The organism is Bacillus sp. AR13-1 (assembly GCF_008042285.1).
In the GTDB taxonomy this organism is placed as follows: domain Bacteria; phylum Bacillota; class Bacilli; order Bacillales; family Bacillaceae_G; genus Bacillus_A; species Bacillus_A mycoides.
Window position 1 is genome coordinate 1 of record NZ_QNUA01000046.1, and the last position, 23,456, is coordinate 23,456.

The window sequence follows — 23,456 nt, forward strand, 5'->3', positions numbered from 1 at the left end:
AGCTTGATAGCGATGTGGTACAAGCCCTATTACAAAAATAAATAAAAGCTGTGCAAGAATGAAAATGCTCACATGTTTATAAAAGTATTGCCGCTCTAATCGTGCGTGCTCCTTTCCATATAGCTTCTCTTTTTGCATAGCTGTCATTTATCTTCCTCCTTTTTCAAATAATACTCTACCATTTCATCTATATACTCCATTGTTTCCGAATCAAGTCCATATACTTTTGCAATCTCCCCCTCTTCAGGTCTAATTAATTCCCAATACTTATTTATTAATTGTTCATCCTCTTGAAATACGTGCATGGAAAAATCCACTACTTTTTCCGCCAATTGTTGAACTTCTGGTGAATCTACTGGTTCATTTATACGCTCACGAATTTCTCTTAATACTTGCAACCACTCTTTCGTTCTTTTATCGTTTTCTTCAAATGTTGGTAAGCCCTGAATAATCTGCTGCTCTTCCTCATTAAAATACCTTTTCCAAAATTTCTCCCTCTGATCAATTCCCTGTACGGATTTTATAAATAACATTAAATCCTCTGTTTTAAGCTCCCCTGTTAATTCAATGGAATGAAATGTTGTATATAATAGTTTTTCTAAGTCCTGTAATCTTTTTACTTCTGCTTGTATTGTTCGAATCTCATTTTGAATTGCACTTTTCCATCTTTCTTCTGAATTTCCCTTTTCCTCTTTTAACACTTTTTTTATTTCCGAAAGCTTAAAACCAAGCTTTTTAAACGTTGTTATTTGTTGCAATGTAATTACATCATCTTTTGAATAGTAACGATATCCTGACTCGGCAACGTACGACGGTTTTAATAATCCAATTTCCTCATAATATCTAAGTGTTCTCGTCGTTACATTCGTTTCTTTTGAAATTTCACCAATGCTATACTTATCCATCGTTTCCTCCTCACGCCTTATTTATCTTCACTATAAACTTTGACGTATACGTTAAAGTCAATACTCCTGTTTTTTAAACAGGAGCTTTCATTAATATATTCACCTACTGCCTTTCATTTCTTAAAAATGCTCATAAGTGAAACTCATTGTTTTTATATAAAATCTGTACCTTTCTCTTTTACAAATAAAAAAACTGCCCTTTCACAGGCAGTTTTTCTTTATCCAAATACTTTTTCAAGTTCATCTTTATCTTGGCTTAGCCAGAAGTTCATTAAGCGTTGTGCTCCTTCTAAGTCGTGAAGCTTCGCTTGGCCACATTGTGTTTCATTTGCAGCTGGAATTTCTGTAATTTGAACCGCATCTTTTAATGTTAGTTCTAATAAATCAATGATTTCTCGAACCGTCGGTGTTCCGCTTACTACAAGATAATATCCTGTTTGGCAACCCATTGGTGAAATATCGATAATATCAAAATGCGGATAACGATCAATATATTTACGTAAATTAAATGCTAATAAATGTTCTAACGTATGAATAACATCTGGTTTCATTGCTTGTTTATTCGGTTGGCAAAAACGAATATCGAATTTATTTACAATACCGTCGCTACCTACGTTGTGAACTCCGCAATGTCTTACATAAGGTGCCTTTACAATCGTATGATCTAATTCAAAGCTTTCTACTGATGGCATACAACATCTCTCCCGCTTTTAATTTAATTCCGTTATATCCAATATGATATAACGGAAATGCACATTAGTAAAGTATTATGTACTGTCGTGCTATAATACTTTAAGACTATGCTGAAAAGGAGACCATTATGAAACAGATTTTTATCGGTATTATACGCTTTTATCAAAAGTTCATTTCTCCGATGACACCGCCAACGTGCCGCTTTCATCCGACTTGCTCTCATTATGGATTAGAAGCGTTTCAAAAACACGGTGCCTTCAAAGGATTTTGGCTTACATGTAAGCGTATATTAAAATGTCACCCTTTCCATCCAGGAGGATTTGATCCTGTCCCAGATAAAAAGGATGACAAAGTAAATTCTTAATTGTCGTAACCATTTACAACTAAATCTAATTTTCCTGTGTCAGGATCTATAACAAGACCGTGAACAGGTACTTCTTCCGGAAGTAACGGATGGTTGCGGAGTATTGACACACTATGTTCTACACTTTCTTCTACACTAGAGAACCCTTGTAAGAATCTTTCTAAATCGATTCCAGAATAACGAAGTGTATCTAATTTCTCTTCTGTTACGCCGCGCTCTTTCATTTTTTCAATTGTGCTGCTTGCTTGAATTTTTGCCATACCACAATCATGATGACCGACAACACATACTTCATCAGCTCCAAGCTCATATACAGCGACTAAAATACTACGCATAATACTTCCGAATGGATGTGAAATAACAGCGCCTGCTACTTTAATAATTTTCACATCACCGTTACGCATATTCATTGCTTTCGGTAATAATTCAACAAGACGAGTATCCATACAAGAGATAATTACCATTTTTTTATTTGGAAATTTTCCTGTTTCATACTCTTCGTATTTTTTCTCTTCAACGAATTTTTCATTGTATTGTAAAATCTCTTCTAATGACTTCATAGTAAAGAACCCTCTTTTCTCTCATTTACATTACATATGTAGTGTACCAAAATTTGAAAAACTCAAAAAGGATATTGCTTTATAGTAAAAATAGGATATTTTCAGATAATCGACATAATTCTTTCAAAATATACACACACCTTTGTAACAAGTCTCACATACTTTAAACATTTTTTCACTATAAACTGATTGTAGATAATGTAAAAAAGGAGTGAATATTTATTATGTCCGACGTTCTGTTACTAAGTCGTTTTCAATTTGCAATTACTATTTTTTATCACTTTTTATTTGTACCTTTGACAATCGGACTTGTTATTTTAGTAGCATGTATGGAAACTCAATACGCCCGCACATTGAATCCAACATACCGCAAAATGGCAAATTTCTGGGGAAAACTTTTTACAATTAACTTCGTAATGGGGATTATAACTGGGATTACGATGGAATTCCAATTTGGAACAAACTGGTCTGAGTACTCCAAATATATGGGGGATATTTTCGGATCACCTCTCGCAATCGAAGCACTCGTTGCCTTCTTCTTAGAATCTACTTTCATGGGAATATGGTTATTCGGTAAAGACAAAATCTCACCAAAATTCCGTGCTTTCTGTATGTGGATGGTTGCACTTGGAACAAATATTTCTGCCCTTTGGATTATTACTGCAAACGGATTCATGCAAAATCCTGTTGGGTACGTAGTACGTAACGGCCGCGCTGAATTAAATGACTTCTGGGCACTTGTTACAAATCCATATGCATGGAATATGTTCTTCCACACTGTAATTGGTTGTTATATTGTCGGTGCTTTCTTCGTTATGGCAATTAGTGCATATCACTTACTACGTAAAAACGAAGTGGAATTCTTCAAAAAATCATTTAAATTTGGTTTAATGTTAGGTTTATTCGCCGCAACAATTACACCATTTATGGGCCATCAATCCGGTGTATCAGCTGCTAAATATCAACCAGCAAAAGGAGCTGCGATGGAAGCTGTTTGGGAAACCGGAAAAGGACAAGGCTTCTCAATCATTCAAATTCCGGATGTGAAAAATGAAAAAAACTTTGAACTACTTACTATTCCAAAGCTCGGAAGTTTCTTCTATACAAACTCATTTGATGGAGAAATTGTTGGTTTAAAAGATATTCCAAAAGAAGATCGTCCAAATGTTAACCTCGTGTACTATAGCTTCCGCTTAATGGTTGCACTTGGCATGTTCTTTATGGCATTAACTTGGTACGGTTTCTATTTAAACCGAAAAGGAAAACTAGAAAACTCAAAACGTTATTTAAAAATTACAATGTGGTCTGTTTTACTTCCATATATTGCAATTAATGCTGGCTGGATTGTCGCTGAAGTAGGTCGTCAACCGTGGACAGTTTATAAACTAATGCGTACAGCAGAATCCGTGTCACCTATATCAGTTCCACAAATTTGGTTCTCATTAATTAGTTTAATATTGTTCTACACTTTACTCTTAATTGCAGACGTATACTTAATGCTGAAGTTCGCGAAAAAAGGACCCGCTGCATTAGAAGAACCTGCTACTGAAGGAGGTGCGGCTCATGTCTCATGATATGCTTGCAATTATCTGGTTCGGTTTATGGGGCGTAATTTGGACAGTGTACTTCATTCTTGATGGCTACGCACTCGGTAACGGAATGATTTTCCCATTCGTTGCGAAAGACCGACAAGAACGAAATCAATTACAAGAAGCTATCGGCCCGTTCTGGGGTGGTAATGAAGTATGGTTAATTACAGCTGGTGGTGCAACATTTGCTGCCTTTCCAGTCACATATGCAAATATGTTTAGCTACCTATATACACCACTATTTTTAGTATTACTTGCACTATTTGCTCGTGCCGCTGGACTTGAATTTATGCATAAAGACGATTCACCAATTTGGCAAAAAACTTGTAAATGGGCATTTACAATTGGTAGTTTCCTAATCGCCTTCTTATTCGGTGTTACATTCGCTAACCTGTATTACGGGCTGCAAATCGGAAAAGATGGTTATGAAGGAACTTTACTTAGCTTACTAAACCATTATGGTATTTTAGGCGGTCTTTTCTTCACTGCTATATTCGTCGTATCTGGTGCCCTTTGGATTATGATTAAAACAACTGGCGAAGTATCTGATCGTGCTTATAAAATCGCAAGACCATTTTCAATGGCAGCTGCTATCATTTTAGCTATCTTCTATGTCGCAACTGCAAATCGTACAAATTTATTCCAAAACTTCACGGAATATCCTGTACTATTCATTCTTCCAGTACTTGCAATGTTAATGAGTGTACTCACACTTATTATGGTGTACAAACATAAAATCGGCCTTGCATTCACATTCGTTTGCTTAACAATCGCAATGTTTATGACAACTGGTTTTGCAGGTATGTTCCCAAGAATGTTACCATCTCGTATTAACGACGCTTATAGTACAACGTTATACAACGCAGCTGGTAGTCAATTAAATTTAAAAATTATGTTCTTCGTTGCAATCGTCATGGTACCAATCGTTATTGGATATCAGCTTTGGAGCTACAGCATATTTAAAAATAAAATTCATAAAGACTCTGCTAAAGGATATCACTAAAATAAAAAAGACACTTCGAGCGAAGTGTCTTTTTTATTTTACGTATGATTTTCGATAAGATGTTACATTTCTAATCTAACAACTATGATAAAGAAGAATCACTAACAGCTCACAACTAAATTGTATCACAGGGCAAGCACATCATTTTATGCAATTTTACATATAAAAATTATAACGTAGATTGAATTACTTGGTCATACACATCGTCATCCGTTACATCTGCCGTACTAATACCACTGAATGTCCTCACATTTAATCCGGTATTTGAAGATCCCGATCCATTATAAGCTTTCGTTTTTTCAATTGGATGTACGTTATATTTATCACCTAAGTTAATTGTCCCATTACAGTTCTCAATAATAACCCCTTCCACAATAGCTGGCATTTTATCACCTACTTTCATTTCGTTACTCCCATTCTATGAGAATCGCCTAAAAAAATAGCATGTGTGAATAAGAAAAAAGCACTCAGGCTGAGTGCTTTTTTCTTATTTACCGCTCTTCTTTCTCTCACAAGCAATTCCATCGCCATCACGATCTAAATGCTTACCGTAATACGGACTATCTCTTGTAATATCGTAAACTCCAGCATCATTTGCTTCTTTACAGTTAGCAAAGCGTTTTGGTTCTGGCTTTTGTTCCGGCTTCACCTCTGGTTGTGGTTGTTCTTGTCTTGCTCCTGGTCTTTCTTCAAGTGGTAATGTCGCGTTATATAAGAACTGAACATATTGCTCACGACTTACATGCATTCTAGGTGCGAATTTACCATCACCAGTTCCAGCTGTAATATAATTTGATTTAACTGCAGTAATCGCAGGATTCGCCCATCCATTTCTATCTACATCCGGGAAATTATGATCCCCTCTAATTTGCAATTGAAACCCTTTTGTTAAAATTTGTGCCATTTCATCGCGAGTTAACGAATCTTTCGGCCTAAAGTTCCCTGTGTCATCTCCAGCGAATACACCGATCTCTGTTAAAGCAAGAATCTCTTTTTTAAACTGAGTCGAACGATCAGTAACATCTTTATACGGATTATTATACTGTTCTTTTACTGCTGGCTTTAATTGACGGAACATAAGGGCTGCAACTTGCTCACGAGTTACATCATCACCAAATCCAAAAATCCCATTTCCATATCCAGCAACAATGTTTTTATTTGCTAAATCCATAATTGCCTTATAAGCCCAATGATTGTTTGGAACATCTTTAAACTGAGTACTTGCCTGCGCTGTCCCGATTGAAGTAAATGCTGTAGTTGCAACAATTGCACCTGTTAAAAGTAATTTTTTAAATCCCATACTTAAGTCTCCTTCTCTTTTCCATAATAACCATTTAACAATATAACAAATTATATAAATCCATTTTGTCATATTCTGTCGAATACAAAAAAAGAACCCCGAAGGATTCTTTTTTTGCTAAGCACAAATGGCAATTTTGGAGACAGTTGACTCTTTCAAAATTTATTAGGGGTAATATTTTGAAAAAGAAAGCCTTTCATATGTAGCTTAACACCACTGGAATATATAGTAAATTGATAATCTTTATACGGAAGATTGCTAATGTTTAGTATAGATAGTTTGCACTACGTTAATAGTGGAAATTATCTATACTAAGAAACAAAAAGACGCCTTTCAAGAAGACGTCCTTTCCCCTGTTTATATATACCCCATCCCGCTTTTTGTAAACACACACTAGAAAACAGAATCATGAATTGTTACAAGAGTGTTAGGTACAAAAAGAGTAGAGGTAAATATTAATATAAAATTCTGCTTTATAGCGTGTATCCACAACTTATATTTTAATCCTCTTCCCTTGAAAATAAACATAATATGCATAATTACATACCAAAAAGAAAAAGACACTCCACAGAGTGCCTCTTCAACCATTTTACTTTTAATATATCACTTTGAATACATTTTACCATATTTAACTATATCAATTGTTGAGAAAATTCTAAATCGTTATTTTTTTATCAACATCTTCAAAATCATGTAATATTAAGGATGCAATAAAACATTATACAAATTGAGGTGTACTATATTTATGTTTTTCGGAATCATTCCTCTTATATTGTTTATTATTTTTCTTATCTCTTACTTAAAAGATCCACGAAAAATAATAAATGGCTTTTTATTTAATGCCTTTTTCTGTTCATTTCTATTATTTTGTGCAATCGCCTCGTTTGCATCTGGTAGTAACACTTTACATTTCATCGTTATTCTACCCATGTTAGCTCTACTTTTCATGATACCTTTTGGCATCGTTGCTCTAATGTTTGGACTATTTCTTAATGCGAGAATCTTGATGAGGCGTGAAGGAAGACGCTTTACAAACTCTTTAACTTTAATTGCTGCTTTAGGGATTTTATTCTGTATACTAATCCCTATCATAAATCCAGCAAGTTTATTCTCAGAGCATTTTCAATTTATTTTTGCTGCTATTTCTCTTGTAACTATGTATTTCTTTATACATTTATCTAACTTCTTAAGCGCTTATTTTCTATACCAATTCAATAGACCGAGACGTAATCAAGATTTCATCATCGTTCTTGGTAGCGGCTTAATTAATGACAAAGTGCCACCCTTACTTGCAAGTCGCATTAATAAAGCAATCGACTTTTATTGGAAGCAAGCCGCTGTGAATACACCACCAACAATCATTTTCTCTGGTGGGCAAGGGCCTGATGAAGGTCTTCCGGAAGCAGAAGCGATGCAAAATTATGCTGTTGAAAAAGGCATTCCGCTTGAACATACGGTACAAGAAAATCGTTCTGTAAACACATATCAAAACATGTCGTTCTCTAAAGAAATTATGGATTCTTTAAAGCCAGAAGGTAAGTATAAAAGTATTTTTACAACGAATAATTTCCATCTTTTCCGTGCTGGCATATATGCAAGACAAGCTGGCCTTAATAGCCAAGGAATCGGATCAAAAACAGCCTTTTATTACTGGCCTAATGCAATGATTCGCGAATATGTCGCAATTGTCGTTATGGGGCGTAAGCGCCATATGAAAATATGTGGAACTATTTTAGGTTTCGCTTTATTCCTAACAGTCGTTAGTTTTATACTTTCTTAACAACATCCCATCCTTTAAAAGGATGGGATTTCTTATACGAATTTCAAAAATATTTTAATGGTACTATGGTGATAATATTCCCTGCATACATCCATTAAAGGAGAATTTTTTCAAATATAATGTTAAAATGGTTGTTAGGCATGAATCGAACTGATTAGCAAACATGTAAGAAAAAGAAACTAGTTTGAAACGAGGAAATTATATGAAAAAAATGATCAAGAGTAAGCCCAATAAGCTGAAAATTGCTTCAAAAGCTTTGATGATTATTATTGGGGCATTTATCACAGCGTACGGATTAGAAGCTGTCTTAATTCCAAATAACGTATCCGACGGTGGTGTGACTGGTTTAAGTATCGTTAGTTCAAGATTATTTGGATTGCCATTAGGAGCTCTAATCGCAGTTATTAACATTCCTTTCGTTTGGTTAGGATATAAACAAATCGGTAAAAGCTTTGCAATTTATTCCATCATCGGGATTGCTTCATTAGCAATAGGTACCGTTGTCATGCACGGAATACCAACTATTATTGAAGGCGATACACTACTCGTTACAGTTGTTGGTGGTATTATTATCGGTTTCGGTATGGGACTAGCCTTACGTAACGGCGGCGCATTAGATGGAATCGATATGCTAGCTGTATTACTTTCTCGTAAGTTACCTTTTGGAACAAGTGACCTTATTTTATTCTTAAATATGTTTGTCTTTATTTTTGTTTCAACAGTATTTGGTCTTCAAGGGGCTATCCTTTCGGCAATTGCTTACTTTATCGCTTCGAAAGTGATTCATATCGTTGAAGTTGGTTTAAGTGGTTCGAAAACATTTAAAATCATCACGAAAGAGCCTGAATTAATGGTAGAAACAATTCGCGATCGTTTAGGCCGAAGCGCAACGTATAACGAAGTATATGGTGGTTATTCAAGAGAGAAATTCAAAGAAATTTCTTGTGTAATTAACCGTTTAGAAGAAAGTAAAATGAAGGACCTGATTAATGAAATCGATCCTAATGCCTTTATTACAGTTTATGACGTAGCTGAAGTAAAAGGCGGTAACTTTAAGAAACGTGATATTCATTAATCATTATGAAAAAAGAGGGTGTGCCAAAATATTGGTGCAGCCTCTTTTTATTATGAAGTTGGTAAATCGATATTCCTTTTCGAATCGTTGATATATTTTGAGCTACGATAGATATAATCGAAAAACCGTTGATATATTTTACTCCCCCCATCTTCCCCCGCTTTTAATCCAATCGACGGACTTTTGAAAGGCGGGCACTTCATGCTGAAAGCGAAGCGGAACATATAGAAAGAGAGTACATGTACACAGTATCCATAGAATACCTACTATAAAGTGAAATTTCATCGTTGTGCTAATAAACAAACTGAGGAATTAATCCCCATAATAAAAAGACCGAAAAGCAAATTCCACTTTTCGGTCTCTATACTATCTTCTCTTCATAATTTTCCCTGAACCGCCAACCCTTGTTTTCGGGGGCGACGTATTCTTTGGTGGGGTTTTAATGGATGATTTCGGCTTCACATCAGATCCACTCGAGCCACCCGGGTTTTTCGTAATTTTCCCTTTGCTTCCGGTAGAAGGCGGTGGCGTCGTTTTACTTCCTTTTTCCGTAATACTTCCTTTATCACCTACAGATGATTTCGGATCTACATTATCGCCTCGCTTAATAATAGATCCTTTCCCTTCCTTCGTAATTGGAGGCGGGGTTTTCTTTTCCTCTTTCGTAGGTGGTCTTTCCGGGATCACCGGTTTATGATTTTGTCTGTCATTATATCCGCGATAATCACCGTATGATGATTTGCGTGAACCGAATATATCGTTTAATATACTCCCCATGATATATCCTTGTAAGAAGGATGGTTGGTAATTTTGACGGACAAATTCTTCATTGCTTATTTCAATTAACGTATCAGATGGTTTCTCTTTATCCTTTTGTAAATTATACATTTTATCAGAATAAACGAGGAACATTTGATTTTCGTCTTCTTTAGATGCTTGCTTCGGTTTCCTTTCGGCTATAAGTTCCTTTGCAACTTCAGGAACTGACCGATTGGCGGCCCTATACACGTAAGATTCTTGTTTACCATCCTTTGCGACAGACTCTAGTGGGTAACGGTCCTGAATTGACTTCGCCTGACCACTTTGACAGCCCGATAAAGCATAACCGGCAATAACAAGTAATGTAACGATAGCAAGTATAGGGATCACGAACGATTTAATCATGGTAAACAATCGGTTTGACATGATTACGCCCCCCTTATGTTGCTCTTATGATTTGTACATCAGCAGGAATAATTACTTCTCCCTCATACATCATTGTGCGACCATTTTGCCATTCAACACGTAATAATTTGCGGTTATCAGATTGGAATTCCCATACGTACTGTTCTTCTGAAGCAGCGAATGGTGTTTTCCCCATAACAACAACACGTCCATTATATTGTTCTTCCATATGATACTCTATATCATCCATTTCAATCGTCGTCGGAATTTCATCGATTGAATCTAAACGACCATCAATCGGTGTATACAATTTGTAATACGTATTTTCACGGTCTTCAATTTTCAAATAACGAATATCTTTCCCATCCTGCAAAGTTAAAATAATCTCCTTGCGAGAATGCATGCTCATTTTCCCAGTTAATTCGTACATGACTAACGAGACTTCAATCATATCGCCAGGAGCCAACGTTAAAAGACTCTTTTCTGGCTTCGGCGGCTCCGGACTCTTCATTATATTTTTAATACGTTTAAATAAACTCACAATCTACCCCTCCTTTTCTCTTTATAAACAAGCACCTAAAATAAGTGCACCAACGATATGTAATGAACCAGCTAACAACGCATGTGCTAAGCTGCCTTCTTTCGTTCCTTCTTCTAAATCTAAACCAGACATTTTCTTTAACACAAACTCAATGAACATTTCTACAATTAATAAAATAACGAATGAAACTGCTGAGGCAAGAAGCGCTTGCCATAAGTCATTCGCTTTCGTTATAGATTGAGATAAAATGTACCCTTGCGCAAATAATTTCATAACGAAACGCGTTGTCACTGCTGTATTTCCATTTTTCATTTCTTTTAAATCATTGTATTTTGTAAAAATCGAATCAACCCACATAATTGCAAATAAAAGTACCGCACTCGCTCCAGTCCATACAAGCATAGCTAAAACATTCATCCACGTCATTACAAAACCTCCTCTAAAAAAGTAATAGAAAACCGACATGAATTCTCTTCAGACATGTCGGTTTCTTTGTCTATTCTATATTATTTCTCGTACTGCTTCATAATACGAGCTAATTCATCGTCAACAACAGAATTTTTGTTTAAGCTTGCGAATTCATCATCTAACGACTTTTCTTTCTTGTAAATTTCACCGCTTGCTTCTGCTTCAGCCTCTAATTGAAGTGCTTTCTCTTCCATACGGCTTAAACCAGCTTTTGCTGAATTTGAATCAAATCCAGACATCGCCTGATTAATATTCTTTTGTGCTTTCGCTGCATTTACACGTGCAACAAGTGTTTCACGTTTATTTTTCAGCTCTGTTAATTGCTTACGCATTTCTTCTAGCTTAAGACGAAGGTTATCAGCAGCTGCTTTGTTTTGCTCATAGCTCGCTTTATACTCATTCATCTTTTGCTCTGCATTTTGTTTTTCTTCAAGAGCACGACGCGCAAGGTCAAGATTGCTTGCTTGAACAGCCATATGAGCTTGCTCTTCACGTTTTTTCACAAGTGCTTCTTGCTCTTCAAATAATATTTTGAATTTCTTCTCAAGTGCAATTTGAGCTGCTACACTTTTCTCAGCTTCTTGTACATCCGCTTGCATATCGCGTAAATATTGATCCGTCATCTTAACTGGATCTTCCGCTTTTTCAATTAATGAATATACATTCGACATTGTTAAATCTCGTAATCGTTTAAATACAGACATTCTAATTCCTCCTATGACTTACCTCATATTTCAAATTCACTACTTGGAAAACTGAAAAATCTCCCTTAACAGTAAAGAATATTCATTTTTACAGCCTATGTGTTTATTATAACAAAACTAATATGTCCTTACATGTTATTTCCAAAATACAGCCAATATAATATGACATTCTAGATAAAACATTGTATTCCTAATATATTCTCATTAATCCTCTTCAGAATTGACATATTTTTATGCACTTTCACTAAATTACATTATTGTAATGTTACTGTAAGCTAACTCGATAGTTACGTTTCAATATTTCTTATACACTAATACCAGAAGCAACAAACAAGCTTCTCATAATTTCAGGACTAATACAAAAAATGTATTTACTATAAAACATATAAAAGGAGCAATCATCATGAAAAAATTAGTAGGAATCGGATTAGCAGCAGCAATTTCATTCGGAGCATTATCAGGTTGTTCTTTATTAGGAGAAAAAGCGAACGGCTTTGTACTATACGGAACAGATGAGCAAATTCAACAAGTTACAGATAAAAATAAAAAAGAAGTGAAAGAAAAAGACTTCTATAAAATGAAAATGACAACATTAGAGGGTAAAAAAGTTCTTGTAATGGATAAGAAAACTGGTGAAGAACTGGTGAAAAAAGAATTACTTAGCAAAGTTGATAAAAACGATGATACAAAACCACTTGATAAATTACCAGCTGTAACAACAGAAGAAGGCGTGTTATTTGCAAAAGAGAAAGTAGAAAATGCTACACTTGATGGGACAAAATTAAAATACGAAGGCAACACAATTATCGGAAGTGGCCGTGCATATGCAGACATGTTCGCAATTGTTGACGATGCAACTTATGGAAATGTAAAAGGTGATGAAAAATCTGTTGGTGTATTAAAATTCGATAAAGACCCTAGTAAAGAATTCCCTGGTTACAACGGAGTAGAAGCTTCTCAGCTTGTAAAAATTAAAAAGTAAACAAAAAAGCTTTGCGAAATTCGCAAAGCTTTTTTCTATTTATGAGCAATTTGCTCCATATCTGGACTACAAGTTTGCGACTGACATGACTTACTTAAAGAGCATGCTGCGCATTTTCCCTTTTTACTTCTCTTTACAAAATTAACTAACGTATATGCTGCATAACCAAAAATGATAGCTCCAATTATAATATTGACCATCACCGCGATACATCTCCTTCTAGAATCCGAGTAAGGACCCAACTTGGTATATAATGAGCGTTAATACATAAGCAACAACGAGCGGATAAACGACAGAGAAAACTGTCCATTTCATCGATCCTGTTTCACGTTTAATAACAGCTACTGTCGCTAAGCACGGAACATATAATAAAATAAAGAACATAAATGCATAGGCTGATAGCGCAGTATAATGTGCTCCCATTACATTTCCTAGCACATCTTCTTTAACCGCATAAATAATTGCCATCGTAGAAACGACAACTTCTTTCGCTAAAAATCCTGTTAAAAGGGATGCTGCAGCTTGCCACGTTCCAAAGCCGAGCGGTGCAAAAAGTGGTGCAATAAATCCACCAATCATCGCTAAGAAACTGTCTCCCATATCAACACCAAATCCTGATGGACCTGCATAGTTTAATAACCAAATGACAACAGAACCACCGAAGATGAATGTACCCGCTTTACGAACAAATCCTTTACCTTTCTCCCACGTGCTCAGCCATAACGTTTTCGCTTGCGGCACACGGTAAGGTGGTAGTTCAATTACAAAAATAGATTTTTCTGCTTTTAAAATAGTAAGAGACATAATTTTTGTAACGAGTAATGCAAGAACAATACCTGCAATGTATAAAGAGAACACAACAGTCGCTTGACTATTAGGGAAGAATACTCCCGCAAATAATGCATATACAGGTAAACGTGCTGAACAAGACATAAATGGTGTTACAAGAACGGTAAGTAATCTTTCTTTTTCTTGTTCAATCGTTCTCGCTGCCATAATACCTGGAACGTTACATCCAAAGCCGATAATCATCGGAATAAATGCTTTTCCGTTTAAACCGAAAAACTCCATAATTCTATCCATAACAACTGCAATTCGTGCCATATATCCTGAGTCTTCTAATAATGAAATGAAGAAGAATAGTGCAAAGATTTGTGGAACGAATACTAATACCGCACCAACACCAGCAATAATACCTTCTGTAACGAGTGCTTGAATAAAGTCAGAAGCCCCAACACTTGTGAGCCCAGCTGTAACCCAATCAGTAAGTTGTCCGCCAAAAAATCCATCAAGCATATCAGATAAAGGTGTACCAATCCACGTAAACGTAACCTGAAAAATAAAAAACATAACTGCTAAAAAGATTGGAAGTCCTAAAATTTTATGTGTAATTAACCTATCAATTTTTTCTGAAAAAGGAATTTTTCCTTCTTTCTCATGTTGCATAACATTTGTTTTTAACTTTTCAATATACGCTTCACGAGTCTTGTAAATGTGCTCTTCCAACGTACAATCAAGTTTTCCATCTAAACGAGATCGAATGGCTATAAGTTCCTTATAAATTGGTAATGCTTTCATTTCTTTTTCTACTACTTCGTTATTGCTTAAAAATTGAAGGGCTAACCATCTCGGATGCTCATAATTCGCTGTCTCTAAAAGAGCGATTACCTCTCCAATTCCTTCATCCATTTGTACACCATATGAAATAATGAATGGCTTTTTCTCTTTTTGTTTCTCTTCATGAAGAGTAGTAAGTAATTCTTCACAGCCTTTTCCGGTTCTTGCGATGACAGGAACGACTGTTACACCTAATATTTCTGATAGCCGTTTTACATTAATCACAATTCCTCTTTGCTTTGCCACATCAATCATATTTAAACCAATTGAAACGGGCTTACCAAATTCAAGTAATTGCAATGTTAAATGCATATTTCGCTCAAATTGAGAAGAATCCACTATATTTAACATATGATGAAATTCATCTGTTAGTAGAAAATTCGTAACGACACCTTCATCACGTGAAACTGGATTCAAATCATAAACGCCTGGTAAATCAATTAATGTTCCTTGCTTATCTTTTAATTTACCAACCTTCTTTTCTACTGTTACACCGCTCCAGTTTCCTACATATTCATAAGAACCAGTAAGTGCATTAAATAATGATGTTTTCCCTGTATTCGGATTCCCTAGCAAAGCAACCTTATTCACGCTAATTCCACCTTTATCATTTTCGCGTCACAATGACGAATACTAATTAACTGTCCACGACACTCCAATGTACAAGGACCTTTAAACATCGCTTTCTGTTTCAAGCGAAGTTCGCTTCCTTCCGCGAGACCGAAAGCAGCTAGTCTACGCTTTAATAACTGATCTAAAGACTGAATACTTTTTACTAACACTTTCTCGCCAATTTTAATATCTACTAAGCTCATAACCTTCCCCCTCAGAAGAGAATGATAATTATTTTCAGGAAAATTATATCATACTCTATTTCAATTGGACTATACCCTTTTGCTTCATATTTATTAACATTTCGCTACAATTCTATTTCAATAATTGTCATACGGTATTCATTTGCCATTCTCATCCATTTCGCTTACAATGAACAATAGCAAATAAAGAATCTCGTTATCACAGGGGGAGCCTTACCGCTGAGAGGGAACAATTCGTTCCGACCCTTTGAACCTGTTAGTTAATGCTAACGCAGGAATTGTGCAAACGTCCGAAATACACACCTCTTTTTTTATTTACGTATTTCGTATCCTCCTATGATATCTATTCTTTTTTTGCAACTTGGATTTAGGGGGAGACAACATGCGTAACACCAATTTACAAGCGATGATCGAATCTGCTATTCTTGCAGCCTTCGCCTTGGTCATCGATATTTTACCACTTTCAATCAAAATATCAGCAACAGGCGGTTCCATCTCATTCGCTATGATTCCTATCTTTATTATCGCATACCGCTGGGGCTTCAAAATGGCTTTCTTAGGAGGCTTAATTTGGGGATTATTACAAATTGTCGTAGGCGATGCCATTATCGTCACACCAATTCAAGTAATCATTGAATACTTCGTTGCTTTCGCATTCATTGGATTTGCTGGTTTATTCTATCGTCCAATTCAAAAAGCACTTCTAGCATCTAATAAGAATGAAAACGAACAATCAAACTTAAGTAGCCGTAAAGATAAGCCTTCATCAAAACAAAACCAAGGAAAGAAAGTAATTGGATACATTATCATTGCTACTTTTATCGGTAGTCTAGCTCGTTACTTCTGTCACTTTATTGCCGGTATTATTTTCTGGGGACAATATGCACCGAAAGGTCAATCAGCTATTCTATATTCTTTAATATTTAACGGTAGCACAATGATTGGTTCCTATATTCTATGTACCGTTTTACTTATATTTTTATTTATCACTTCACCAAGATTATTCAAAAGCATGAGTGCTTATCAAATAAATTCACAAAAAAAGGGCGCTTAACTTAGCGCTCTTTTTTCACATCGTAATATCAATTAAAAATACAATAAATGCACAAAAGAAAATAAATACCATTATACTTAGCCAATTGCTATGCACGGTTCATCGACTCCTTACATAACCTCATTTTCTATTCAAAGTATACTGTTTAGAAGTAAAGATTAGGTAAAGATAATATGAAAATAAATTAAAAAAGCGTAGATAGTATTGTCTACGCTTTTTTCGGTAAATAGAAGTAAAATAACACACCATCTTTTGTATTCTTGACCCCATATTCAGCATTGTGCAGCTCTAAAATGTTTTTTGAAATCGCAAGGCCAAGCCCGGTTCCACCTTGTGAACGTTTCCGTGCCGCATCTACTCGATAAAAACGATCCCAAATTTTATCTAATTGTTCTTCTTCAATGTGGGCACCCTTATTTTCAATACACACTTTTATATAATTCTTCTCGTCTATTGTGGAAATAATAATATCCTCTTTATCTGGTGTATAACGTATTGCATTCGTAATGAAGTTCACAATTACTTGTTCAATTCTATTTTGATTCCCAACCACTTCAGCTGGACATATATGTTTGTGCACACTCAGTTCTTTTTTCACTATCTCCGATGAAAGCTGTTCACATATTTCTTCAATCACTCCATCGATATAGAAAGAATCCATCTTCATGTTATATGTGCCAGACTCAAATTTAGCTAATTCAAGCATATCCAAAATTAGTATATCCATCTTGTCTACTTCTTTTTCCATCGCCTGAAAATAGTAGTCTTTCTTATGTTCAGCTACCCCATCTTTTAAAATGGAAATACAGCTTTTCATAATACTCAGCGGCGTTTTTAGTTCATGCGATACACCCGCAATAAATTCTTTCCTTGTGTTTTCTAACTTTCTTTCTTTTTCAATATCTTGTTCTAACTGTCCAATATGTGAATGTAGTTTATTAGATAATGTATTAATATTTTGCGATAAATCACCAATTTCATCTTTTGAAGTAATCGGAATTTTTTCTGTGAAATCCAAATGAGCTATTTTCTTCGTTGTATCATTTATTTTTAGTAGCGGTTTTGCAATTTGTTTTGAGTAATAAAACGAAGCTAGAAAAATTAGAACGACTACAAATGCAACAATATAGATGTAATAATCTTGCACCATTTGTACAGCCTCATCTACAGGCTGTAAAGAAGCCATCGCATATATATATGTTACCGATCCGTCTTTTTCTTTTTTGGGTTTAATTAATAATTTATATTTTATATCATTTTTTTCATAGTCCATTATTTGTGTTGAATACTGTATATGATTATTCTCTTTTAATAATAAATCAGTTTGAAATTCCTTTATGCTATCTAAGAATAAACTATTTTTATAAATTGGATTCACAGGACCTTTTACATCGGGGAACTGTACTTTCGTAACACGTCCTACTATGGGAGCATCTAATTCCTGAGCAGCTTGCTCCTGAACGGCCGGCTTCTTTTCCTTAACAACTTGTTCCTCAGCTTCTTTCTTTTTCTCCTGATCTAATTTAATCTTTTTCTCCTGATCTAATTTAATCATTTTCTCATTAAATGCTTTTTCTAACGGTTTATTAGATCCACTTAAATTTTGCTTACCTAACGAGAAAGAGAATGGAATAAAACTTTCTTCTTTTCTCACTCCAGAAAAATAAATTTCTTGTCCTGAAAAATTCTCTGATAATTTATTATCAATCTCCTCTATATTGACGAGATTACCTAAGGGAATCTTGAATATTTGTTGTCCAAAGCTCTTTTGTTGCCTACGGTCTATCGTTACTTCAAAATAAAAATCATCCGCATGTTTTAAATTCCCATACTGGTCTAAAGTCGTAATCCACGTATTATTTTCTCTTAAAAAATCTTGCTCCAGTTTCTGAACTTCTTCTGCACTTCCTGCATAATTTAAATAGTTCTTTGCAAAGGAATTTAAGTTCACTTTAATATCTTCCACTTTTCGATTCGCATAATATTGTTTGAAAAATATTGTTTGCCCAATAAATATCGTCGCTAAAATCAACATACATAGAGCTGTTGTAAGTGTAAATAATTTAAGTACAATCCCAGTTCTCATATGTTCCCCTCGAATTTATAACCGGTTCGCACTACAGTTGTAATGTACTTTGCTTTCTCTCCTAATTTATTTCGCAAATTACGAATATGACTATTAACCGTTCGATCATCGCCAGCAAATTCGTACCCCCAAATTCTTGAAATTAACTGTTCTCTTGTTAGTACAATCCCTTGATTTTTCATGAAATAAGCTAATATTTCAAATTCTGTATGTGTTAAAGTAATGTCTGCCTCATCAACAGTAACAGTACGTGACGGAAAATGGACGTGAATGCCATGAATTGATAACGTATCATCTTCATTTTCCAAAGGTTTTTTTGATGCTTGTCTGCTTTCTAATAATCGTTTCGCTCTCGCTAATAAAATAGGCGGACTATATGGTTTCGCAACATAATCATCTGCCCCAAGCTCAAACCCAAGTAATGTATCATCTTCATCTACACGTGCCGTCAGCATAATAATTGGAACCCCGGACGTCTTACGAATCCTTCGGCAAACAGACCATCCATCAAGTTCCGGCAACATAATATCAAGTATAACTAAATCGACCTCTTCTTCTTCAAATAAGACTAAAGCTTCTTTTCCATCTCTCGCTTCAAGCACTTTATATTGTTCACTCAAAAAGTAATCCTTTAATATTTCGCGTAAAATATCTTCATCTTCAACAATCAAAATGTTTTTTGACATAATCTATGTCTCCCCCTCTCGCTTTAAGAAATTACTATTCAAAGCTCTATAATTTATTTTGAATTACTCGTAATTAACTTTGCTTCGATAATATATCGATCCGGTGCATCCCCTATATAATCAAATGGATAACAAGTCGTCAATGTTAATGTAGGTTCTTCTTTTTTAACAATAACGGTACGATCATCCGCATGTGTAATCCATGTCTTTTGAATTTCGTATGTGTAAGTTTTATTATCATACTCCAAAATAAGGTTATCCTTTTCTTTTAACTCTCCTAAATCTGTAAATACAGTATCTCGATGCCCACTGAGTACAGTATGTCCTCCTCCAGATGGAGTTGTCGTTAAATCACTAACAAACATACCCACTCCTTTTTTCAAAGTTGCATCATTCGCTCCCCAATAAACAGAAAATTTCTTCTTTATTTTCGGTATATTTAACATAGCTATCTTTTCTCCTTCTTTATGTTGTATTTGAGAAGAAGGTACTTGTGCATTTACTGGTACTTCGCTAGAATGCTGCTTGGATGTTTGTTGTTCAAAATTTTTAATTTCTTCTGTCGTTAAATCTTGTGCAGAACTTTTTCCTTTATACCATTCAAAAGCGTAATAGGCTCCCATTAATAAGCCTACTATCATTAACGTAAATCCAATACGATTTAGAACTGTCACTGTGAATCCCTCCATGCAAAAAATGGTAGGAGTAACCTACCATTTTTAATATATGAAATTATCCCATTCTTTATAGAACAATATTTTATTTATGCCTTAATCTTATTACGACGGTTCAAACCAAATAATGTCCCTATCGCTACAAGACATGCGCTTAATGCCATCATTGCTACATTATTTGATGCTGTGTTTGGTAATTTTTCACCTTGTACAGCTTGTTTCGCTACTTCTTGTTTCGCTGCATCATTCTTTTGCCCTGCCTTAATTGCTGCTTCTTTTTTTGCAAGAGCTTCCTTTTCTTGCACTTGTGGTGTTACTTCTTGTTTCGCTGTATCATTCTTTTGCCCTGCTTTTATTGCTTCCTCTTTTTTAGCCATATCACTTTTTTCTTGTACTTGTGCTGCTTCTTTTTTCTCTACTTCGCTCTTTTGCTGTTCCTTAATTGCTTCTTCTTTTTTAGCCATATCACTTTTTTCTTGTACTTGTGCTGCTTCTTTTTTCTCTACTTCGCTCTTTTGCTGTTCCTTAATTGCTTCTTCTTTTTTAGCTTTATCTTGCTGCATTTGCGCTGATTCTTCTTTTGTTAATGTTCCAGTAGAAGCGCTCGCTACTGAAGAATATCCTACTGTTAAGAGTGCCATTGCACAAATTGGTAATAGTTTTTTTTTCATTTTATTTCTCTCCTTTTATACTTTATTCTAGTAACACATCACGTCGCACCGGATGTATTACTAGAATAAACAAGAGATGTAAATATAAGATGCAGATGAAATGGAATTCTGTTAAAGATTTCATTTTAGAAAAATAAAAAAACACCGTAATATATACGATGTTTTTTCGGGTGTGTGTCTCGATATTTATTTGTTACTTTCGCGTGATTGAGAAGTAGAAAGGGCCGGAGTGATAACTAATTGTCTCGGCTCAGTTTTCTTGAAGTGATTTTTGACGTTACACTTACGACATTGAACGACCCATGCTTTAATAGGATTTGTTAAAATAATTTTTTGCCTTTCGTTAGGGGCCTCTTCTTCCAATTTACAACTATCGCTCCACTTACTCCATTTCATTGTAAATTTAGAAGAAGAATGATCGTCTTCTCGATCAAACGTATGCAAAAAATCCATTTCTCCAGCTAGCATTACGGTGTTACTAGTTGCTAAAAAAGAAAAGGTCGTCCAATGTTTCTCCATGCCCTCCTACTCCTTTTTCACATATAGAGTGCCTAAAACTTAATTTACCTAAAATATGCTTGCCTTTTACCTTACACTTATAGTTTATCCAAAACACTACTATGCAACTATCGATTTGTCTTACAAATCACCTTACATTTTTGTAAGAAACGAAAAAACCTTCACTCTATATACGTGAAGGTTTCTCATTTCTTATCTATATGATCTTTCATATCATCAAGTCCAACTTCTTGCAGCTGTGACATCATACCGTGGGAAATTGCGCCTAATACTAAAGTCATTCCAATTAATGAAATCCGAATTGCAGGTACATCAATTATGTAAGCCAACATACCAAGAACGATTGTTAAAAGCAATGCTTTTATAAATGTTACACTTGTATACTGTTTCTTTTTCATCATAATCACCCTTCACGGAAGCGTTTTCTTAATATGATCAGTATATCATATCATCTGACTATTTTGTGGGCATTTCTGTAAAAACCTTATATCTTCTTTGACTTTTTTCTTTCTATCCTTTACAGTCGAAATGTTCACAAGTTTTACACTGTAGGAGGATTCAAATGAAAATTGAAATAAAAGACACTTTAATTTCTGAAGAACAATTACAAGAAAAAGTAAAAGAACTAGCACTTCAAATCGAACGTGATTTTGAAGGAGAAGAAATCGTTGTAATCGCTGTATTAAAAGGATCTTTCGTATTCGCTGCTGATTTAATTCGTCATATTAAAAACGAAGTAACTATCGATTTTATCTCTGCATCTAGCTACGGAAATCAAACAGAAACAACTGGAAAAGTAAAACTATTAAAAGATATCGATGTAAACATTACTGGAAAAAACGTAATTGTCGTAGAAGACATTATCGATTCTGGTTTAACACTTCACTTCTTAAAAGATCACTTCTTCATGCATAAACCAAAAGCATTGAAATTCTGTACGTTACTTGATAAACCTGAACGCCGTAAAGTGGACTTAAAAGCTGAATATGTTGGCTTCCAAATTCCAGACGAATTTATCGTTGGCTACGGTATCGACTGCGCAGAAAAATATCGTAACTTACCATTTATCGCTTCAGTTGTAACGGAATAATATAATAAAGTGAAACCTTAATCAGTGGGATTTTTGTCCATTCCCAATGATTATTGGCCCGCAAATAGCGGGATCAAATAAGCTTCCATGCATTATTGGTGGAAGTTTTATTTCTACCGTAATTTATAAAAACAAAGGGAGAGATGAAGAATGACAAAAACAAAATTTGAAAAAGTACTCCTCATCTTAAATCCGAAAGCAGGACAAGGCGATTTACATACGAACTTAACAAAAATCGTACCACCACTTGCCACAGCTTTTCCTGACCTACATATCCTTCATACGAAAAAACAAGGTGATGCAACAAAATATTGCCAAGAGTTTGCTAGTAAAGTAGATTTAATTATAGTCTTTGGTGGTGACGGAACTGTATTTGAATGCACTAATGGCTTAGCCCCTCTTGAAACTAGACCTACACTTGCAATCATTCCAGGCGGAACTTGCAACGACTTCTCTCGCACACTTGGTGTTCCGCAAAATATTGCAGAAGCAGCGAAACTCATTACAAAAGGACATGTAAAACCAATTGATGTCGCAAAAGCAAACGGACAACACTTCTTAAACTTCTGGGGCATTGGACTCGTATCTGAAGTATCAAACAATATTGATGCAGAAGAGAAAGCAAAGCTTGGTAAAATTGGTTACTATTTAAGCACCATTCGAACTGTAAAAAATGCTGAACCATTCCCAGTAAAAATTACTTACGACGGACAAGTGTATGAAGATGAAGCTGTCCTTGTTATGGTTGGAAACGGTGAATATCTCGGGGGTATCCCATCCTTTATTCCGAACGTAAAATGTGATGACGGAACACTTGATATTTTCGTAGTCAAATCAACAGGCATTCAAGCGTTTAAAGATTATATCGGAAAGAAACTATTTGAAGACTCAAATGAAAATGACATCTTCCATGTAAAAGCAAAATCAATTCATATTGAAACAGAAGAAGAAAAAGAAGTAGATACAGACGGAGAATGCTCGCTTCATACACCGTGTCATATTGAACTATTACAAGGACACTTTACGATGATTTATAATCCTAAGCTTTTATAATCACTATTTCAATATAACTTTAATAATTACTAAACTTCGCATTTTTCAAAAAATACAGTATAA

The 23,456-nt window shown here is 35.0% G+C and carries 27 protein-coding genes and 1 riboswitch; of the genes, 9 read left to right on the plus strand and 18 right to left on the minus strand.

The window, feature by feature from the left end:
- Window positions 1–143: 143 nt before the first annotated feature.
- Both DN408_RS27350 and luxS read right to left on the minus strand, forming a co-directional pair.
- Window positions 144–905 carry a MerR family transcriptional regulator gene (locus DN408_RS27350; protein ID WP_002034457.1) on the minus strand — a complete coding sequence of 254 codons (762 nt, stop codon included), beginning with the start codon at window positions 903–905 and terminating at the stop codon, window positions 144–146.
- A gap of 218 nt (window positions 906–1,123) precedes the next feature.
- Entirely contained in the window at window positions 1,124–1,597 is a 474-nt protein-coding gene (gene luxS / locus DN408_RS27355) for an S-ribosylhomocysteine lyase LuxS (RefSeq protein WP_001141371.1), read from the minus strand.
- A gap of 128 nt (window positions 1,598–1,725) precedes the next feature.
- On the opposite strand from luxS, the gene yidD reads away from it, so the two are divergent.
- Window positions 1,726–1,962 carry a membrane protein insertion efficiency factor YidD gene (yidD, locus tag DN408_RS27360; RefSeq protein WP_002112460.1) on the plus strand — a complete coding sequence of 79 codons (237 nt, stop codon included), beginning with the start codon at window positions 1,726–1,728 and terminating at the stop codon, window positions 1,960–1,962.
- Here the strand turns inward: yidD and DN408_RS27365 are convergent.
- Window positions 1,959–2,522, minus strand: coding sequence for a beta-class carbonic anhydrase (locus DN408_RS27365; protein ID WP_002015742.1), 564 nt, complete (start codon window positions 2,520–2,522; stop codon window positions 1,959–1,961). The two genes, yidD and DN408_RS27365, sit on opposite strands and share 4 nt — an antisense overlap.
- A gap of 224 nt (window positions 2,523–2,746) precedes the next feature.
- On the opposite strand from DN408_RS27365, the gene cydA reads away from it, so the two are divergent.
- Together cydA and cydB are read left to right on the plus strand one after the other, a co-directional pair.
- Window positions 2,747–4,096, plus strand: coding sequence for a cytochrome ubiquinol oxidase subunit I (gene cydA, locus DN408_RS27370; RefSeq protein ID WP_002129584.1), 1,350 nt, complete (start codon window positions 2,747–2,749; stop codon window positions 4,094–4,096).
- Complete coding sequence (gene cydB, locus DN408_RS27375) at window positions 4,086–5,114, plus strand: cytochrome d ubiquinol oxidase subunit II (RefSeq protein WP_002129586.1); 1,029 nt, start codon at window positions 4,086–4,088, stop codon at window positions 5,112–5,114. The genes cydA and cydB overlap by 11 nt, the downstream gene beginning before the upstream one ends.
- Before the next feature lie 169 nt (window positions 5,115–5,283).
- On the opposite strand, the gene DN408_RS27380 is transcribed toward cydB, so the two are convergent.
- Together DN408_RS27380 and DN408_RS27385 are read right to left on the minus strand one after the other, a co-directional pair.
- Window positions 5,284–5,517: a spore germination protein gene (locus DN408_RS27380; protein ID WP_002129587.1), complete on the minus strand. Its 234-nt coding sequence runs from the start codon at window positions 5,515–5,517 to the stop codon at window positions 5,284–5,286.
- A gap of 84 nt (window positions 5,518–5,601) precedes the next feature.
- Window positions 5,602–6,414 (minus strand): S-layer homology domain-containing protein, encoded by an 813-nt coding sequence (locus DN408_RS27385; RefSeq protein ID WP_002089166.1) that lies wholly within the window; start codon window positions 6,412–6,414, stop codon window positions 5,602–5,604.
- A 745-nt stretch (window positions 6,415–7,159) separates the two neighbouring features.
- Here DN408_RS27385 and DN408_RS27390 point away from each other — a divergent pair.
- Window positions 7,160–8,194, plus strand: a complete 1,035-nt coding sequence (locus DN408_RS27390) for a YdcF family protein (RefSeq protein ID WP_002129589.1) — start codon at window positions 7,160–7,162, stop codon at window positions 8,192–8,194.
- A 202-nt stretch (window positions 8,195–8,396) separates the two neighbouring features.
- Entirely contained in the window at window positions 8,397–9,269 is an 873-nt protein-coding gene (locus tag DN408_RS27395; protein ID WP_000738210.1) for a YitT family protein, read from the plus strand.
- 366 nt (window positions 9,270–9,635) lie between these two features.
- Here the strand turns inward: DN408_RS27395 and DN408_RS27400 are convergent, their stop codons facing one another.
- The 4 genes from DN408_RS27400 to DN408_RS27415 all read right to left on the minus strand — a co-directional run bounded on the left by DN408_RS27400 (window position 9,636) and on the right by DN408_RS27415 (window position 12,146).
- Window positions 9,636–10,454: a DUF4247 domain-containing protein gene (locus tag DN408_RS27400; protein WP_002129590.1), complete on the minus strand. Its 819-nt coding sequence runs from the start codon at window positions 10,452–10,454 to the stop codon at window positions 9,636–9,638.
- Window positions 10,455–10,467: 13 nt separating this feature from the next.
- On the minus strand, window positions 10,468–10,974 hold the full coding sequence (locus DN408_RS27405) for a DUF4178 domain-containing protein (RefSeq protein WP_002129592.1): 507 nt from the start codon (window positions 10,972–10,974) through the stop codon (window positions 10,468–10,470).
- Between the two features lie 21 nt (window positions 10,975–10,995).
- Window positions 10,996–11,400 (minus strand): DUF350 domain-containing protein, encoded by a 405-nt coding sequence (locus DN408_RS27410; protein ID WP_002015753.1) that lies wholly within the window; start codon window positions 11,398–11,400, stop codon window positions 10,996–10,998.
- Window positions 11,401–11,480: 80 nt separating this feature from the next.
- Window positions 11,481–12,146, minus strand: a complete 666-nt coding sequence (locus DN408_RS27415; protein WP_002015754.1) for a PspA/IM30 family protein — start codon at window positions 12,144–12,146, stop codon at window positions 11,481–11,483.
- A 403-nt stretch (window positions 12,147–12,549) separates the two neighbouring features.
- On the opposite strand from DN408_RS27415, the gene DN408_RS27420 reads away from it, so the two are divergent.
- Window positions 12,550–13,128, plus strand: coding sequence for a lipoprotein BA_5634 family protein (locus DN408_RS27420; RefSeq protein WP_002184778.1), 579 nt, complete (start codon window positions 12,550–12,552; stop codon window positions 13,126–13,128).
- A 35-nt stretch (window positions 13,129–13,163) separates the two neighbouring features.
- Here the strand turns inward: DN408_RS27420 and DN408_RS27425 are convergent, their stop codons facing one another.
- Genes DN408_RS27425 through DN408_RS27435 form a run of 3 tightly spaced genes read right to left on the minus strand, consistent with a single transcriptional unit; the run spans window position 13,164 to window position 15,560 of the window.
- Window positions 13,164–13,331 (minus strand): FeoB-associated Cys-rich membrane protein, encoded by a 168-nt coding sequence (locus DN408_RS27425; protein WP_000989601.1) that lies wholly within the window; start codon window positions 13,329–13,331, stop codon window positions 13,164–13,166.
- Between the two features lie 16 nt (window positions 13,332–13,347).
- Entirely contained in the window at window positions 13,348–15,336 is a 1,989-nt protein-coding gene (gene feoB / locus DN408_RS27430) for a ferrous iron transport protein B (RefSeq protein WP_002167503.1), read from the minus strand.
- Window positions 15,333–15,560 carry a FeoA family protein gene (locus DN408_RS27435; RefSeq protein ID WP_000060512.1) on the minus strand — a complete coding sequence of 76 codons (228 nt, stop codon included), beginning with the start codon at window positions 15,558–15,560 and terminating at the stop codon, window positions 15,333–15,335. The genes feoB and DN408_RS27435 overlap by 4 nt, the downstream gene beginning before the upstream one ends.
- 194 nt (window positions 15,561–15,754) lie before the next feature.
- A riboswitch (TPP riboswitch) is annotated at window positions 15,755–15,856 on the plus strand.
- An 86-nt stretch (window positions 15,857–15,942) separates the two neighbouring features.
- Between DN408_RS27435 and thiT the strand changes: the two genes are divergently transcribed.
- A complete protein-coding gene (gene thiT / locus DN408_RS27440; protein ID WP_078178543.1) occupies window positions 15,943–16,614 on the plus strand; it encodes an energy-coupled thiamine transporter ThiT in 672 nt (223 codons plus the stop codon).
- Between the two features lie 208 nt (window positions 16,615–16,822).
- Here thiT and DN408_RS27445 read toward each other — a convergent pair whose 3' ends face one another.
- The 6 genes from DN408_RS27445 to DN408_RS27470 form a co-directional block, all read right to left on the minus strand.
- Window positions 16,823–18,700: a sensor histidine kinase gene (locus DN408_RS27445; RefSeq protein ID WP_147740461.1), complete on the minus strand. Its 1,878-nt coding sequence runs from the start codon at window positions 18,698–18,700 to the stop codon at window positions 16,823–16,825.
- Window positions 18,697–19,386 carry a response regulator transcription factor gene (locus DN408_RS27450; protein WP_000041840.1) on the minus strand — a complete coding sequence of 230 codons (690 nt, stop codon included), beginning with the start codon at window positions 19,384–19,386 and terminating at the stop codon, window positions 18,697–18,699. Before DN408_RS27450 ends, DN408_RS27445 begins: the two co-directional genes overlap by 4 nt.
- Before the next feature lie 53 nt (window positions 19,387–19,439).
- Window positions 19,440–20,060: a class D sortase gene (locus tag DN408_RS27455; protein ID WP_002129602.1), complete on the minus strand. Its 621-nt coding sequence runs from the start codon at window positions 20,058–20,060 to the stop codon at window positions 19,440–19,442.
- A gap of 89 nt (window positions 20,061–20,149) precedes the next feature.
- Window positions 20,150–20,731, minus strand: a complete 582-nt coding sequence (locus DN408_RS27460; protein WP_078178541.1) for an LPXTG cell wall anchor domain-containing protein — start codon at window positions 20,729–20,731, stop codon at window positions 20,150–20,152.
- 186 nt (window positions 20,732–20,917) lie between these two features.
- Entirely contained in the window at window positions 20,918–21,250 is a 333-nt protein-coding gene (locus DN408_RS27465; protein ID WP_000410949.1) for a hypothetical protein, read from the minus strand.
- 185 nt (window positions 21,251–21,435) lie between these two features.
- Window positions 21,436–21,651: a hypothetical protein gene (locus tag DN408_RS27470; protein WP_002129607.1), complete on the minus strand. Its 216-nt coding sequence runs from the start codon at window positions 21,649–21,651 to the stop codon at window positions 21,436–21,438.
- A 161-nt stretch (window positions 21,652–21,812) separates the two neighbouring features.
- On the opposite strand from DN408_RS27470, the gene hpt reads away from it, so the two are divergent.
- Both hpt and DN408_RS27480 read left to right on the plus strand, forming a co-directional pair.
- Window positions 21,813–22,340, plus strand: coding sequence for a hypoxanthine phosphoribosyltransferase (hpt, locus tag DN408_RS27475; RefSeq protein ID WP_000687586.1), 528 nt, complete (start codon window positions 21,813–21,815; stop codon window positions 22,338–22,340).
- 150 nt (window positions 22,341–22,490) lie between these two features.
- Window positions 22,491–23,393, plus strand: coding sequence for a diacylglycerol/lipid kinase family protein (locus DN408_RS27480; protein WP_078178540.1), 903 nt, complete (start codon window positions 22,491–22,493; stop codon window positions 23,391–23,393).
- Window positions 23,394–23,456: the final 63 nt, after the last annotated feature.

Coding starts and splice junctions, on each gene's coding strand:
- DN408_RS27350 (WP_002034457.1), bottom strand. CDS start 905: ATGGATAAGTATAGCATTGGTGAAATTTCAAAAGAAACGAATGTAACG.
- luxS (WP_001141371.1), bottom strand. CDS start 1,597: ATGCCATCAGTAGAAAGCTTTGAATTAGATCATACGATTGTAAAGGCA.
- yidD (WP_002112460.1), top strand. CDS start 1,726: ATGAAACAGATTTTTATCGGTATTATACGCTTTTATCAAAAGTTCATT.
- DN408_RS27365 (WP_002015742.1), bottom strand. CDS start 2,522: ATGAAGTCATTAGAAGAGATTTTACAATACAATGAAAAATTCGTTGAA.
- cydA (WP_002129584.1), top strand. CDS start 2,747: ATGTCCGACGTTCTGTTACTAAGTCGTTTTCAATTTGCAATTACTATT.
- cydB (WP_002129586.1), top strand. CDS start 4,086: ATGTCTCATGATATGCTTGCAATTATCTGGTTCGGTTTATGGGGCGTA.
- DN408_RS27380 (WP_002129587.1), bottom strand. CDS start 5,517: ATGAAAGTAGGTGATAAAATGCCAGCTATTGTGGAAGGGGTTATTATT.
- DN408_RS27385 (WP_002089166.1), bottom strand. CDS start 6,414: ATGGGATTTAAAAAATTACTTTTAACAGGTGCAATTGTTGCAACTACA.
- DN408_RS27390 (WP_002129589.1), top strand. CDS start 7,160: ATGTTTTTCGGAATCATTCCTCTTATATTGTTTATTATTTTTCTTATC.
- DN408_RS27395 (WP_000738210.1), top strand. CDS start 8,397: ATGAAAAAAATGATCAAGAGTAAGCCCAATAAGCTGAAAATTGCTTCA.
- DN408_RS27400 (WP_002129590.1), bottom strand. CDS start 10,454: ATGTCAAACCGATTGTTTACCATGATTAAATCGTTCGTGATCCCTATA.
- DN408_RS27410 (WP_002015753.1), bottom strand. CDS start 11,400: ATGACGTGGATGAATGTTTTAGCTATGCTTGTATGGACTGGAGCGAGT.
- DN408_RS27415 (WP_002015754.1), bottom strand. CDS start 12,146: ATGTCTGTATTTAAACGATTACGAGATTTAACAATGTCGAATGTATAT.
- DN408_RS27420 (WP_002184778.1), top strand. CDS start 12,550: ATGAAAAAATTAGTAGGAATCGGATTAGCAGCAGCAATTTCATTCGGA.
- DN408_RS27435 (WP_000060512.1), bottom strand. CDS start 15,560: ATGAGCTTAGTAGATATTAAAATTGGCGAGAAAGTGTTAGTAAAAAGT.
- thiT (WP_078178543.1), top strand. CDS start 15,943: ATGCGTAACACCAATTTACAAGCGATGATCGAATCTGCTATTCTTGCA.
- DN408_RS27445 (WP_147740461.1), bottom strand. CDS start 18,700: ATGAGAACTGGGATTGTACTTAAATTATTTACACTTACAACAGCTCTA.
- DN408_RS27450 (WP_000041840.1), bottom strand. CDS start 19,386: ATGTCAAAAAACATTTTGATTGTTGAAGATGAAGATATTTTACGCGAA.
- DN408_RS27460 (WP_078178541.1), bottom strand. CDS start 20,731: ATGAAAAAAAAACTATTACCAATTTGTGCAATGGCACTCTTAACAGTA.
- DN408_RS27465 (WP_000410949.1), bottom strand. CDS start 21,250: ATGGAGAAACATTGGACGACCTTTTCTTTTTTAGCAACTAGTAACACC.
- DN408_RS27470 (WP_002129607.1), bottom strand. CDS start 21,651: ATGATGAAAAAGAAACAGTATACAAGTGTAACATTTATAAAAGCATTG.
- hpt (WP_000687586.1), top strand. CDS start 21,813: ATGAAAATTGAAATAAAAGACACTTTAATTTCTGAAGAACAATTACAA.
- DN408_RS27480 (WP_078178540.1), top strand. CDS start 22,491: ATGACAAAAACAAAATTTGAAAAAGTACTCCTCATCTTAAATCCGAAA.